This is a genomic window from Kitasatospora sp. NPDC052896, from assembly GCF_044547075.1.
Taxonomy (GTDB): domain Bacteria; phylum Actinomycetota; class Actinomycetes; order Streptomycetales; family Streptomycetaceae; genus Kitasatospora.
This window is the reverse complement of sequence record NZ_JBITZU010000008.1, coordinates 228898-242120: the sequence shown is the minus strand read 5'-3', so window position 1 is coordinate 242120 and position 13223 is coordinate 228898. Positions and strand designations below refer to the sequence as shown.

At 73.2% G+C, this 13223-nt stretch carries 11 protein-coding genes and 1 pseudogene; 5 read left to right on the top strand and 7 right to left on the bottom strand.

The genetic code is table 11. The features are described 5' to 3' along the window. Positions 1 to 65 precede the first annotated feature (65 nt). Complete coding sequence (locus ACIGXM_RS19300) at positions 66 to 2018, top strand: phosphocholine-specific phospholipase C (RefSeq protein WP_396562367.1); 1953 nt, start codon at positions 66 to 68, stop codon at positions 2016 to 2018. A 62-nt stretch (positions 2019 to 2080) separates the two neighbouring features. On the opposite strand, the gene ACIGXM_RS19295 is transcribed toward ACIGXM_RS19300, so the two are convergent. Then, a complete protein-coding gene (locus ACIGXM_RS19295; protein ID WP_396562365.1) occupies positions 2081 to 3886 on the bottom strand; it encodes a pentapeptide repeat-containing protein in 1806 nt (601 codons plus the stop codon). Between the two features lie 107 nt (positions 3887 to 3993). Here ACIGXM_RS19295 and ACIGXM_RS19290 point away from each other — a divergent pair, with 107 nt between their 5' ends. Both ACIGXM_RS19290 and ACIGXM_RS19285 read left to right on the top strand, forming a co-directional pair. Then, complete coding sequence (locus ACIGXM_RS19290) at positions 3994 to 4128, top strand: hypothetical protein (protein WP_396562363.1); 135 nt, start codon at positions 3994 to 3996, stop codon at positions 4126 to 4128. A 33-nt stretch (positions 4129 to 4161) separates the two neighbouring features. Beyond that, positions 4162 to 4242 (top strand): annotated as a pseudogene (locus ACIGXM_RS19285) (3-alpha-hydroxysteroid dehydrogenase); the annotation flags it as partial. Positions 4243 to 4255: 13 nt separating this feature from the next. Here ACIGXM_RS19285 and ACIGXM_RS19280 read toward each other — a convergent pair. Beyond that, a complete protein-coding gene (locus ACIGXM_RS19280; RefSeq protein ID WP_396562361.1) occupies positions 4256 to 4939 on the bottom strand; it encodes an MSMEG_1061 family FMN-dependent PPOX-type flavoprotein in 684 nt (227 codons plus the stop codon). On the opposite strand from ACIGXM_RS19280, the gene ACIGXM_RS19275 reads away from it, so the two are divergent. Next, positions 4940 to 6406: an FAD-binding oxidoreductase gene (locus ACIGXM_RS19275; RefSeq protein WP_396562359.1), complete on the top strand. Its 1467-nt coding sequence runs from the start codon at positions 4940 to 4942 to the stop codon at positions 6404 to 6406. It begins immediately after the preceding gene. 20 nt (positions 6407 to 6426) lie between these two features. Here ACIGXM_RS19275 and ACIGXM_RS19270 read toward each other — a convergent pair whose 3' ends face one another. Next, complete coding sequence (locus ACIGXM_RS19270; protein ID WP_396562357.1) at positions 6427 to 8172, bottom strand: carbohydrate binding domain-containing protein; 1746 nt, start codon at positions 8170 to 8172, stop codon at positions 6427 to 6429. Between the two features lie 670 nt (positions 8173 to 8842). Here ACIGXM_RS19270 and ACIGXM_RS19265 point away from each other — a divergent pair. Then, positions 8843 to 9574: a transglycosylase SLT domain-containing protein gene (locus tag ACIGXM_RS19265; protein ID WP_396562355.1), complete on the top strand. Its 732-nt coding sequence runs from the start codon at positions 8843 to 8845 to the stop codon at positions 9572 to 9574. Positions 9575 to 9653: 79 nt separating this feature from the next. On the opposite strand, the gene ACIGXM_RS19260 is transcribed toward ACIGXM_RS19265, so the two are convergent. Genes ACIGXM_RS19260 through ACIGXM_RS19245 form a run of 4 tightly spaced genes read right to left on the bottom strand, consistent with a single transcriptional unit; the run spans position 9654 to position 13050 of the window. Next, entirely contained in the window at positions 9654 to 10583 is a 930-nt protein-coding gene (locus ACIGXM_RS19260; RefSeq protein WP_396562353.1) for an ABC transporter substrate-binding protein, read from the bottom strand. Positions 10584 to 10632: 49 nt separating this feature from the next. After that, positions 10633 to 11313 carry an ABC transporter permease gene (locus tag ACIGXM_RS19255; protein ID WP_396562351.1) on the bottom strand — a complete coding sequence of 227 codons (681 nt, stop codon included), beginning with the start codon at positions 11311 to 11313 and terminating at the stop codon, positions 10633 to 10635. Further along, complete coding sequence (locus tag ACIGXM_RS19250) at positions 11310 to 11978, bottom strand: ABC transporter permease (protein WP_396562349.1); 669 nt, start codon at positions 11976 to 11978, stop codon at positions 11310 to 11312. The genes ACIGXM_RS19255 and ACIGXM_RS19250 overlap by 4 nt, the downstream gene beginning before the upstream one ends. Continuing rightward, positions 11968 to 13050: an ABC transporter ATP-binding protein gene (locus tag ACIGXM_RS19245; protein ID WP_396562347.1), complete on the bottom strand. Its 1083-nt coding sequence runs from the start codon at positions 13048 to 13050 to the stop codon at positions 11968 to 11970. The genes ACIGXM_RS19250 and ACIGXM_RS19245 overlap by 11 nt, the downstream gene beginning before the upstream one ends. Between the last annotated feature and the right edge of the window lie 173 nt (positions 13051 to 13223).

The window sequence follows — 13223 nt, the reverse complement described above, 5'->3', positions numbered from 1 at the left end:
TCCGGCACTGCCATCATCCCTACCCGCAGGTAACTGACCCTCCGTCACCCCATCCTGGAGGCCTCGTGTCCCCGCTCTCCCGTCGCGCCCTGCTCGGCTCGGCCGTCGCCTCCGGCGCCGCGCTGGGCCTCGGCGCGCTGCCCGGCGCCGTCCAGCAGGCGCTGGCCGCACCCTTCGCGCCCGGCACGTTGGACGACGTCGAACACGTCGTGGTGTTCATGCAGGAGAACCGCTCGTTCGACCACTACTTCGGCACGCTGAACGGCGTGCGCGGGTACGGCGACACCTCGCGGGTGCGGTTCCCCGGCGGCTCGGACGTGTTGCGGCAGCGGATGCTCGGCACGGTGGGTGGCACCGAGCTGCTGCCCTGGCACCTGGACACCTCCACCAGCGACGCCCAGCGGATCTTCGACCTGGACCACTCCTGGAGCGGTACCCACAGCGCCTGGGCCAACGGCCAGTACGACAACTGGATCCCGGCCAAGTCCTGGTACACCATGGGCTACTACACCCGCCAGGACATCCCCTACCAGTACGCCCTCGCGGACGCCTTCACCCTCTGCGACCAGTACTTCTGCTCGACCATGGCCTCCACCGACCCCAACCGGCTCTACCTCTGGTCGGGCACCATCGACCCGAACGGCACCGCCGGCGGCCCGGTCACCGACAACAGCAGGACCGGCTTCACCTGGACCACCTACCCCGAGCGACTGCAGGCCGCCGGCATCTCCTGGAAGGTCTACCAGCAGCAGGACAACTTCGACGACAACGCCCTGGCCTGGTTCAAGACCTTCCAGAACGCCCCGCAGGACTCGCCGCTCTACGTCAACGGCATGGCCCGCCGCGGTGCCGACGACTTCGCCAACGACGTCGCAAACGGCACGCTCCCGTCGGTCAGTTGGGTGGTCGCCCCGACCGCCCAGTCGGAGCACCCGAACTACCCGCCGGCCCAGGGGGCCGACTTCACCTCCTCGTACGTGCTGCAGGCGCTGGCCGCGCACCCCGAGGTCTGGGCGAAGACCGTGGTGCTGCTCAACTACGACGAGAACGACGGCTTCTTCGACCACGTGGTGCCGCCGGTGGCGCCGGACGGCACGCCGGACGAGTTCGTCAACGGCGCGCCGATCGGCCTCGGCCCCCGGGTGCCGATGATCGTCATCTCGCCGTGGAGTCGTGGCGGTCGGGTCAACTCCGAGGTCTTCGACCACACTTCGGTGCTGCGCTTCCTGGAGAACTGGACCGGGGTGCGCGAACCCAACATCTCCGCCTGGCGCCGCACGGTCTGCGGCGACCTGATGTCGGCCTTCGACTTCACCACCAGCAACCGGACCTTCCCGACCCTGCCGGACACCAAGCAGCTGCTGGCCGACCTGGCCGAGCAGGACAAGAAGCTGCTGCCGCCGCTCTTCCCGCCGATCATCCAGCAGCAGCCGCAGGTCGAGCCGGGCGACCGCCCGTCGCTGCCGACCGGTTACCGCTTCGGCTCCTCCTCACGGACCGACACCGGCACCGGACAGCTCTGGATCACCCTGGACAACCACGGCGGCCTGGGCGCCGGGATCTCGATGTACACGGTGAACTTCCGCCAGTTCGGGGCCTGGCGCTACACCCTGCCGGCCGGTGGCAGCGTGAGCGACTTCTTCAGCGCGCTCGGGGTCAGCGGCGGCCCGTACGACATCGACGCGCACGGGCCGGACGGGTTCCTGCGCGGCTACCAGGGCGACGTGCGGACCTGGTCGGACGCCACCAAGGGCCACCCGGAGGTCTCCTCGGTGGAGTCCCCGGACGGGGTGCGGATCACCCTGAGCAACCAGGGCGGCCGTCCGGTGGTCTTCACCATCGGTGCCAACTCGGCTTTCGGGGCGACCGGTTCGACGCCCCGCACGGTCACCGTCCAGCCGGGCGACAGCGCGGAGGACGTGCTGGCGCCGACCGCGGCCGGGCGCTACGACTACGCGGTGACCGCCGACACCGGCGACGGGTTCCAGCGCCGGTTCGCCGGGCGGCTCCAGCCGTAGCACCGTCGCCGAGCGGCCCGGCGCGTGGGACGTCGGGCCGCTCACACCTCCCACGGGGCCGGTCAGTTGCGGGTGAAGGTGCGGGAGGCGGCGGCCGCTATCGCCAGGCCCAGGGTCCAGCCCAGCACGGTCAGCACCACGGTGACCACCTCGGGCAGGCCGTGGTACTGCCAGACGTCCGCCTCGCCGAAGTGGATGATCGGGATCAGGTGGTCGGCGGCGTAGAGCACCGGGTTGAACACCGACTGGTCCTCGGCGCTCACCCGTTGCGGCTTCACCGTGCTGAAGTAGGCGCTGCTGGCGACCAGCAGGCCGATCGCCCAGGCGATCGCGCGCAGCGGCCGGTAGCCGTAGCCGACCAGCAGGTCGAGCAGGTGGCCCGGAATCCGTTGCCGCCAGGGCAGTTTGCCGCGCAACACGCGCTGCTTGGCCAGCAGTACCGTCCTGGCCTCGCCGTCGTTGCCCAGGGAGCGGTAGTAGGCGGCGAGTTGCTCGTACGGCTGGGCGCGGAACCCGCCGGTCCCGACGTTCCTCCCGCGGTGGACCTGGCGGGCGAGCAGCGGCAGCCGCTTCCGGGCGTCCAGGTAGGTGCTGAAGGGCCCGTACGTGAAGCCGTCCAGGTTGAGCCGCTCGGGCCAGTCGGCGAGGTCGTCGCGGACGCCGCCCTCGGCAGAGGTCGCGTAGAGGGCCAGCAGCGCGTGCGGGGAGGCCAGCCCGCCCAGGTCGAGGTGGCCGGTGATCCGGGTGCCGGTGAGCCGGATCTCGCCACCGGTGCGGAAGCCGTAGGTCAGGTGCAGACTGCCGGTCACCAGCATCCGGCTCCCGTTGAACAGCAGCTCGTCGTTGGCCGGCGGCGCGGTCTGCGGCGTCTCCTCCGGTTCCCCCGCGAGCGCCGCCGCGGCGGCCCGCTTCGCCTGCTCGGCCGTCGGGGTGGGGTGCAGCACCGCCCCGTTGAGGTTGAGGCCGCCGTCGAGGCGCGCGCCGAGCAGTTTGACCGTGCCGTACGCGGTGAACGGCCGGCTGTCCGGCTGCTTGTACCTGTTGATCCGGAACGACGCCTCGCTCGCCACGCTGAGCGAGGTGCCGTCGAACGCGCGGCCGCCCGGGCCGATCAGCGTCGCGCCGTCGAACAGCAGGCCACTGCCGATCTGCGCACCGGGCAGCCGCAGTTCGCCGACCGACACCAGCCGGCTGGCCAGCAGGCTGCGGCCGACCCGCATCCCACCGGCGTTCAGCGACTTCCCGTCGGGGGAGCTGTTCGCCAGGTGCGCCCCGTCGAGTGCCAGCTGGCCGGCGATCACCGCGTTGATCAGGCCGAACGTTCCGCTGACGGCGATCCCTCTGGCGAGCAGGCTGCCCTCGACGCGGATCCCGTCGGCGTGCACGGCGGTTCCGTCGCCGCCCTCGACCACCGCGTCCCGCAGATCGAGCGTGCCGTGCACCTGGGCGCCGTACGCGGAGAGCGTGGTCAGCCGGGAGCCGGACAGGTCGATGGCCCCGGTGGTCGCCTCGTCCAGGGTGATCGGGCCGTCGAACCGGCAGCCCCGCAGCAGCAGTTGGGAGTCGGTCCGGCCGTGGCCGACGGAGAGTTCGCCGGTGATCCGGGCGCCGGCGATCCGCACCGCCGCGACCGCGCCGGCCGCTGCCACCCGGGCGCCCAGCAGCAGCGCCGCGATCACCTCGCCGCGGACCGCGCGCTCGGTGCCCCACCGGTCGGCGGCGGCCGGCCGGTCCAGCTCGGCATCGCCGACCCGGAGGTCGACCAACTCCCCGTGCGGAAAGGCCTGCCAGACCCGGCGTTCGGTCGGAGTGAGCCGGCCGAGCCGGCTCGGTACATCGGTGCTCCCAACAAGGGACTGACGACTCATGACGACCATGCTGCCGTAGGGCGGCCGCCGGGTGTGACGGGACCTCGCCATCCCGCCTCGTCAGCCGGCCCCGTCACTCCTCCCGATCCCGGCGGTCCGGGGGCGCGGTGGGCGAGCGGGCCCGCGAGTACGCCGAGGGCGAGCGGCCACTGACCGACCAGTCGACCTTCCTCGCCGACCTGACCGGAATGTCCGCCGCCGCGCTCCGGGCGACCCCGCCCGCGCCCGGCCGCGCGGACTGACCCCGGTCCTCCCGGACCGGACGGCTCCCTCCCTCCTACGTCACCGGCGCCGAACTCGCCGTGGACGGCGGCTGGACCACCGGCCCGACCATCCGCTACGTGACGGGCCAGTAGTCACCGGCCCCGCTCACTCGTAGCGGAGCCGGAGCGACTCCTCCTCCGCCTGCTCGATCATCTCCACCGTCAGGCCGTCCAGCGAGGCGGACAGGTGGGAGAGCGTCACCTCCGCCGAGCTCGGGGCGGCGTCCCTGGCCGGCCACTGCTCGGGCTTCCAGACCGCACCGCGCAGCAGGGACTTCGGGCAGTGCCCGTAGACCTCCTCGACCTCCACCACGATGGCGGTGCGCGGCGGCCTGCCCACCGCGGTGAGCTGCGCCAGCAGCCCCGGGTCGGCGCAGACGACGGCCCGGCCGTTCACCCGCAGGGTGTCGTTGCGGCCGGGGACCAGGAAGAGCAGGCCGGCCCGGCCGGTGGCCACGATGTTGCGCAGGCTGTCGATCCGCCGGTTGCCGGTCGCGTCGGGGATCGCCAGGGTGCGCTCGTCCAGCACCGCGACGAAGCCGGGAGGCCCGCCGCGCGGGGAGACGTCGCAGCTGCCGTCGGCGTCCGCGGTGCCGATCAGCACGAACGAGGAGCAGCCGATCAGCCGCCGGGACACCTCGTGGATCCGGTCGACCTGCTTGTGCTGGACCGCGTGGCTGGACGGCCCGTAGATCTCGCGCAGCGTGGCGACGTCGCGGACGGCCGTGGCCGCGAGGGCGGCGAAGGCCGTGCGCGGCTGGGAGCGGGTGGGTGAGGACTCGTCGATCACGTGCTCGACCTTAGCGAGGCGGCGGCGGACGCGGCAGCGGATAATGCCCGGGTGGACCAGACCGGATCGCCGCTCGCCGCCGCCCTCGACGCCCTGCGCGCCACCCTCGGATCGGGCGGGGTGCTCGCCCCGGGCGATCCGGCGGCCGGCTTCGTCCGCGACGAGCGCGGCCTGCTGCCCGCGCGTCCGGCGGCGGTGCTGCGCCCGCGGAGCACCGCCGAGGTGGCCGCCGCGGTCGGGATCTGCGCCCGGTACGGGGTGCCGGTGGTGCCGTTCGCCGGGGGCACCGGACTGGTCGGCGGCGCGCTGCCGCTCGGCACCGGCGAGCAGGTGGTGCTCAGCGTCCGTGCCCTGGACCGGATCCGCGGCGTCGATGCGGCCGACTTCGCACTCACCGCGGAGGCCGGCTGCGTGGTCGCCGACGTGCAGCGGGCGGCCGCCGCGGCCGGGCTGCTCTTCCCCCTGCGACTGGCCTCGGAGGGGAGTTGCCGGATCGGCGGGGTGGTCGCCACCAACGCGGGCGGCAGCAACGTGCTGCGCTACGGCATGATGCGCGAGCTGGTGCTCGGGCTGGAGGCGGTGCTGCCGGACGGCCGGGTCTGGCACGGGCTGCGGGCGCTGCGCAAGGACAACAGTGGCTACGACCTCAAGCAGCTGCTGATCGGTTCGGAGGGCACCCTCGGCGTCGTCACCGCGGCCACCCTGCGGCTCTTCCCGACCCCGCGACACCGCGCGGTGGCGCTGCTCGGGCTGCCGGCGACGGACGCGCTCGGACCGCTGTTGGCCCTCGCCCGGGAGTCGCTGGACGAGCACCTCAGCGCGCTGGAGTTCTTCACCGGGACCGGGCTCGGCCTGGTGCTGGAGCACACCTCGGGCCACCGCGATCCGTTCGACCGCCGCTACCCCGGCTACCTGCTGGTCGAGGCCGCCAGCACGGACCCCGACGGCGCGCACCTCGGCGCGCGGCTGGAGCGGTTCCTCGCGGACGCGACCGGGCGGGGATGGGCCGCGGACGCCGTGCCCGCGCTCGACCGCCCGCAGGCGGCGGCGCTCTGGGCCCTGCGGGAGGCGCTGCCCGAGGCGGAACGGCGGGCGGGCGGTGCGGTCAAGCACGACGTCAGCGTGCCGCTGGGGGAGGTGGCGTCGTTCTACCGCTCCGCCGAGCGGGAGTTGACGTCGCGTCATCCGGACTGCACGCTCAACGCCTTCGGCCACCTCGGCGACGGCAACGTGCACCTCAACGTGTTGGCGCCGCCGGAGGCCGACCGGGCGGCGATCTCCGCGCTGGTGTTCCGGCTGGTCGCCGGGTTCGGCGGCAGCATCAGCGCCGAACACGGGATCGGGGTGCTCAAGCGGGAGGCGCTGGCGGCGATCCGCGAGCCGGTCGAACTGGCCCTGCTGCGCGCGGTGAAGAGCGCCCTCGACCCCCGGGGCATCATGAACCCCGGTAAACTGCTGGCCCCTTGAGACAAGGGGCCAGCAGGTGGTCAGGAGATCGCGAAGTCGTCCCCGTACACGTTCCCCTGCGCGTACCACCCGTGCAGGTACACCGTGACCGTGCCGGACGAGCCGGTGGTGAACGGCACCGACAGCTGCGTCCACCCGCTGCCGGAGGCCCAGGAGGAGGCGGTGGCGCCGCCGCTCACCCCCAGGTACGCGTAGTTGCCCTGGACCCAACCGGTCAGCGTGTAGCTGTGGTTGGGGCTCAGCGTCACGGTCTGGTCGCACTCACCGGTCTGCCCGCTGGTCGGTGTGACCTGCAGCGCGTAACTCCCGCTGTGCACCGGCGTGGTGACCACCGTGCCGCCGGGCTGGCAGGTCCACGGGCTCAGACTCCCGGTCTCGAAGCCGCCGTTGGCCAGCCCACCGCCGCCGCCCGAGCCGCTCACGGTGAGCGTGTAGGTCGCCTGGTGGCTCCCGGACGCGGCGCTGCCCGTGACGGTCAGCGGGTAACTGCCCGGCGCGACCGCGCTCGTGGTGCTGATGTCCAGCGTCGCGCTGCCCCCAGCGGTGACATCGGACGGGCTGATGTCGGCCGTCACCCCCGCCGGCGCGCCCGACACCGACAGGGCGACGCTCTGCGCGCTCCCCGAGGTCACGCCGGTGGCGATGCTCGCGCTGGTGCTCGCCCCGGGCACGACCGTGCCCGCGGCCGGCGAGGTGCTCAGCGAGAAGTCGTTGCTGGTCGTCCCGCCGCCGCTGGTGAACGGCTCCATGGCGTGGCTGAAGTCCCAGGTGTTCTGGGCGATCCCGGAGCAGGTGTCGGAGCCGGCGGTCCCGACACAGCCGCCGTTGTCCCGTTCCAGCGCCCAGAACGACAGGGTGCTGATCCCCTTGCCGGTGGCCCAGTCGGCGACGTTGGTGGCATCCGCGACGGTCGTGGTCTCGGCCGCGCCGTAGTCGTCGATGCCGGGCATCAGGGTGATCCCGATCGAGGCCCAGAGCTGGGCGGGCGTCTTCGACGGGTAGAGCTGCGCTAGCTGGTCGTAGGTCCCGGTGGCGGCGTTCTCGGCATCGGTGCCCATCTCGTGGGTGGCACCGTCGTAGTAGTCGAAGGTCATCAGGTTGACGACGTCGACCCGGGTGTTGTTGCTCACCGCGTTCTGCAGCACGGCGAGACCGGAGTCGGCCAGGCCGCTGGTGGTGGTCGGCAGCGTGTAGGAGAACTGCACGGTCCGCCCGTTGGCCGCGGCCCAGTCCTCGACCTGCTTGACCGCCTTGTTGCGCCGGTCGATGCCGGCCGTGTCGGTGAGCGAGTTGTCCTCGGTGTCGAGGTCGATCCGGCTGACGTTGTAGGTGGTGATGACGCTCTCGTACGCCGCCGCGATCTGGTTCACGTCCGTGCAGCTGTCGGCGATCTCGGTACCGGTGTGGTCGGCCGTGTAGCCGCCGAAGGACGGGACCACGTCACCGCCCGCCGCCTGGATCGCGCTGATCTGGCTGCCGAACGTCGAGGCCGAGATCGGGCTGCCGGTGTCGCCGTTCCAGTACGGGGTGCAGGAGCCCGCACTCGCGGTCTGGATGAACGCCATCGACAGGTACTTGTTGCCCGACTGGCTCGCCAGCGTGGCCGGGTTGTCGCTGCTGTACGCCTCGAAGTAGGGGGCGAAGACGTGCGCGGGCAGCGGCGTGGCGGCGTGGGCCGCGGTGCTAGCGCCGGCCACCAGGCCGGCCGAGGCGACCAGGGTGGCGCCGGCGGCCACGACGGCCCGGATGGATCTGTGAAGTCGCATCAGTGCTCCAGCAGACGTGGGGGAGGGGTCCGCGCGCACGGCGGCGACCGGCCTCGGACCGGGAGCCGACGTGCCACGCGGTGGGGGCGGGGCTGGCTGGGGAGCTGATCGGGCGGAGGCAGGGCACTGCCCCGCCGGCCGGTGGTCACATCCCCCCGTGCGTCCCGGTCCGGACACTTATGGTTGGACTAGACCACTGTTCTGTCAAGGCTGTTGACAGTCGGTCAGTCCGGTTGCGGCCGGGGTCGATCGGCCGCCCGGCCCGTCCGGTGGTGCGCGCCGGCTCACCCGATCACCCTCCGCGCCGGTCCTTCCACCGCGGGTGACGGCGTCGGTGACAACCGCCACAGCCCGTGAACGACCACGATCGCCGATCGTGGCCCGCCCGCCCCTGCGGGCCGGGGGCCGATGGCCACTCCCGCACCCCGTCCTGCTACCGGGCGTCGTAGTGGCGAGGTTTGCCGCCCGGCCGCGCGCCACGTTAAACCTGGACGAGTCGCCCAGCGCACCGCCCTGCTGTCACGCCGGTGGTGCGCCTCCGTACGGCACCGACCGAGACCGGCGTGCCCACGGCACCGACGCGCCACCGCGGCGCGCGGCCGATCGGCCGCGCCGTACCGCCGCACGCCCGCGTCCGGGGCCGGAAACCACCGAACGAGGTAGAAGCAGCATGCGCAGCGCCCTGATGACCACCGTGCGCCGACGATCCACCGTGATCGCCGGGTCCGCGGGGCTGGCCACCGTCTGTGCCGCCGCCGCGCTGGCCCTCGTGCTCCCGTCCTCGTCCGCCGTCGCCGAGGCGCCGGCCGCCGTCGTGGCGGACGGCCACCGGGACGACTTCAAGCTCTCCGTCGACGCCGTGCCGGCCTCGGCCGCGCCCGTCGCCGCCGACTTCAACGGCAAGCTGGACAGCGCGCCGTACCTGCAGCCCGTGCGGCAGGAGGCGGGTCACACCCTGACCGTCGCGCCGTACCAGGCCGCCCAGGAGCAGTCCGCGCCGGCGACCCAGGCCGCGGCCCCCGCCGAACAGCCGGCCGCCGAGCAGCCGGCCGCCGAGCAGCCCGCCCCCCAGTCGGCCGCCCCCAGCACCCCGCCGGCCGTCACCGACACCAGCCCGAGCGGCGTCCGGGCGCTGGCACGGAGCATGGTGCCGGCCGACCAGTGGGCCTCGTTCGCCAACATCGTGAGCCACGAGAGCAGCTGGAACATCAACGCCACCAACGCCGGCTCCGGCGCCTACGGCCTGGGCCAGGCGCTGCCGGCCGGCAAGATGGCCTCGGCCGGCTCCGACTGGCGCGGCAACCCGGTGACCCAGATCAAGTGGGCGCTCAACTACATGAACGAGCGCTACGGCAGCCCGAACCAGGCCTGGGTGTTCTGGCAGAACCACCACTGGTACTGAGCCGGCCCACCGCACCGCATGCCGGCGCCCCGCCCGACCGAGGTCGGGCGGGGCGCCGGCATGCTGACCAACTGCTTGATCAGCCCAGGCCGTTGGCCTTCACCCAGTCCTTGGCGACCTGCTCCGGGTCGTCCTTGTCGACCGAGACCTTCTTCATCAGCGCCAGCAGCCCGGCGGTGTCCAGCTTCGCCGAGACGGCGTTCAGGGCGTCGGTCGCGGTGGCGCTCAGGCCCGCCTTGTTGACCAGCGGGGTCACGTTCTCCACCCCGAACACGTCCTTCGGGTCGGCCAGCGCGACCAGGTTGAACTGGCTGATCCGCGGGTCGGTGGTGAAGACGTCGCCGACCTGGAGCGAGCCGTCCGCCAGCGCGTTGGCGGTGGTGTCCGCGGTCGGCTTCCACTCCTTGAAGGTCAGCCCGTAGGCGTCCTTGAACTGCTGCTCGCGCCGCGACTGGAACTCCGGCTGCCCGCCGATGACGAAGTCCTGGGACTTGCCGGCCAGATCGGCGATGCTCTTCAAGCCGTACTTGCTGGCGGTCGCCTGGGTAACCGTCAGCGAGTCCTTGTCCTCGGCGGCGGAGGAGTCGAGGATGCCGAGGTTGGCCGGCAGGTCCTTGCCGAGCGCGGCGTTGACGTCCGCGGTGGTACTCGCGGTCGACTTGGGATCGAGGTACTGCAGCAGCGCGCCGTTGTACTCGGGCAGCACGGTCAGACTGCCGCTCTTCAGCTGGCCGTAGAGCACCTCGCGGCTGCCGATGTTGAACTTCTCGTCCACCTTGACGCCCTTGGCCTGCAGCGCCTGCGAGTAGATGGCGGCGAGCAGCACGTTCTCCGGGTAGTTCGCCGAGCCGACCACCACCTTCGAACCGCTGCCGGCGGAGCCCGAGCCGCCGCCGAGCGGGTTGCTGCTGGTGGAGCCGCAGGCAGCCGCCGTCAGTGCGACGGCCGAGGCCAGCACCAGGGTCGAGGCCGAGCGGGCGGGCCGCAGCCGCGGAGAGCGCAGGGACATGAGTGTTTCCTCCCAGTGGTTCGGACGAAGAAGTGAGTGGGCCGCGGGCTCAGCCACGCCGGCGGCGCAGCCCGGCGGGCAGGGCGAAACGATTCAGCAGTGCGAAGAGCAGCTGGGCCGCCACCGCCAGCAGCACCACCAGCAGCGCGCCGCCCACGGTCAGCGCGAAGTTGTTGGTCGCCAGCCCGTCGACCACGTACCGGCCGAGCCCGCCCAGGCCCACGTAGGCCGCCACGGTCGCGGTGGCGATCACCTGCACGGTGGCGGTGCGCAGCCCGGCCAGCAGCGCGGGCAGCGCGGACGGCACGCAGACCTGCCAGAGCACCTGCGGGTGGGTCAGCCCGATCCCGCGCGCCGCGTCCCGGAGCTCCGGGTCGGTGCCGCGGACGCCCTCGCAGGCCGCCACCAGCAGCACCGGTGCGGCCAGCACCACCAGCGGCACCAGCACCGCCGTGCTGCCGACCCCGGCGAGCAGCACGGTCAGCGTGACCAGCCCGAGCGTGGGCAGCGCCCGGGCGGCCCCGCTCAGCGCGGTGACCAGAGCGGCGCCGCGGCCGGTGTAGCCGATCAGCAGCCCGAGCGGGATGGCCAGCACCGCCGCGCAGAGCAGCGCCTCGCCGGAGAGCGTCAGGTGCTCGGTGATCCGGTGCACGATCGAGTCCGGCCCGTGCCGCCGGTCGGGTGAGTCGAAGAACGCGGAGAGCCAGGAGCCCCAGTAGCCGAAGTTCACCGGGCCACCGCCGTCTCCCGGACCGCCCACGGCGCGAGCAGCCGGCGGGCCAGCAGCAGGACCCCGTCGGTGACCAGCGCGAGCAGGGCCACCAGCACGATCCCGGCCACGATCGGGGTCGGGAAGGTCCGCTGGAACCCGTCGATGAAGAGGTAGCCGAGCCCACCGCGCCCGACCAGGGCGCCGACGCTCGCCAGCGAGATGCTGGAGACCGCGGCCACCCGCAGCCCGGCCAGCAGGTACGGCAGGGAGGCCGGCAGCTCCACCGCCGCCAGTCGCCGCCACGGCCCGTAGCCCATCGCGGTGGCCGCCTGCCGGACCGGCTCGGGGACCGCCCGCAGGCCGTCCACCGTGGTCGGCAGCAGGATGGCCAGCGCGTAGCAGGTCAACGGGACCATCACGGTCGCCTGGGTGGCCAGCCCGGTGTACGGGATGAGCACCACGAAGACCGCCAGCGAGGGCAGCGCGTAGATCACGTTGAAGACCGCGGCCAGCGGCTGGTAGCAGCGCGGGAAGCGGGTGCAGAGCAGGCCGAGCGGCACCGCGAGCAGCAGCCCGAGCAGCACCGGGACCAGCGAGATCACCGCGTGGTCGCCGAGCAGGCCGCCGAGGTAGCCGAGGTGGTCGCCGATCCAGTACCAGCGGACCAGGGGTTCACCGTCCATGGCCGGCCTCCTCCGCTTCCCCCGCGCCCTCGGCCCGGGCCGCGCCGTCCGGCGTGCCCGCCCGGTCCACCGCGTCCAGCACGGCCGCCCGCGGCGCCAGACCCAGCGCGCGCCCCTCGGCGTCCACCGCCACGGCCGCCCCGACCGGGGAGAGCAGCACGGCGTCCAGCGCGGTGCGCAGGGTGTCCACGGCCGGCCGGAAGACCGCGACCGGCAGCGGCCCGTCCGGGGTCTGCCAGCCGGTCGGCCGTCCGGTCGCGTCGAGTATCAGCCGCCGCTCGCCGACCGGCTGGCCGACCGGGACCAGCGAGATGGTGGTGGCCGGGCGCAGGCCGAGCCCGCGCAGCCCGCGGTCCCGGCCGAGGAAGGCCGCCACCTGCTCGTCGGCCGGCGCGGCCAGCAGGGTGGTCGGATCGGCGACCTGGCCGATCCGACCGTGCTCGCGCAGCACCACGATCTGGTCGCCCAGCCGGACCGCCTCCTCGATGTCGTGCGTCACGAAGAGCACCGTCTTGTTCAGCTCGGACTGCAGCCGCAGCAGCTCCTCCTGGAGCCCGGCCCGGACCACCGGGTCGACCGCGCTGAACGGCTCGTCCATCAGCAGCAGCGGTGGGTCGGCGGCCAGCGCCCGGGCCACCCCGACCCGCTGCTGCTGGCCGCCGGAGAGCTGGAACGGGTAGCGCTTGGCCGTCTCCGGCGCCAGCCCGACCAGCTCCAGCAGCTCCATCGCCCGGGCCCGGGCCCGCTTGCGGTCCCAGCCGAGCAGGTACGGCACGGTGGCGACGTTGTCCAGCACCCGGCGGTGCGGGAAGAGCCCGGCCTGCTGGATCACGTAACCGATGCCGCGGCGCAGCTGGGCCGGCTCCAGCCCGGCGACGTCGGTACCGTCCAGCAGGACCCGCCCCGAGGTCGGCTCGACCATCCGGTTGACCATCCGCAGGATGGTCGTCTTGCCGCAGCCGGACGGGCCGACCAGCACGGTGGTCCGGCCGTCGGGCACGTCGAGGTCCAGACCCTCGACGGCGATCGTGCCGTCGGGGTGGCGCTTGCCGGCGCCGTCGAATCTGATCACGGGGAGTTCCTAGTTGTGGTGCGGTCAGCACCGATCGGGTGAAGCGCTGTCAGGAGGGACATTCGCCCCTGCCCTGCTCGGGGCGGTCGGAAACCCTGACCGGGGATCAGTGACACATCAGACACCTCGGGGGCGACCGGGGGCGCCGCCGGACCGTCCGGCGCCGCCGAGCC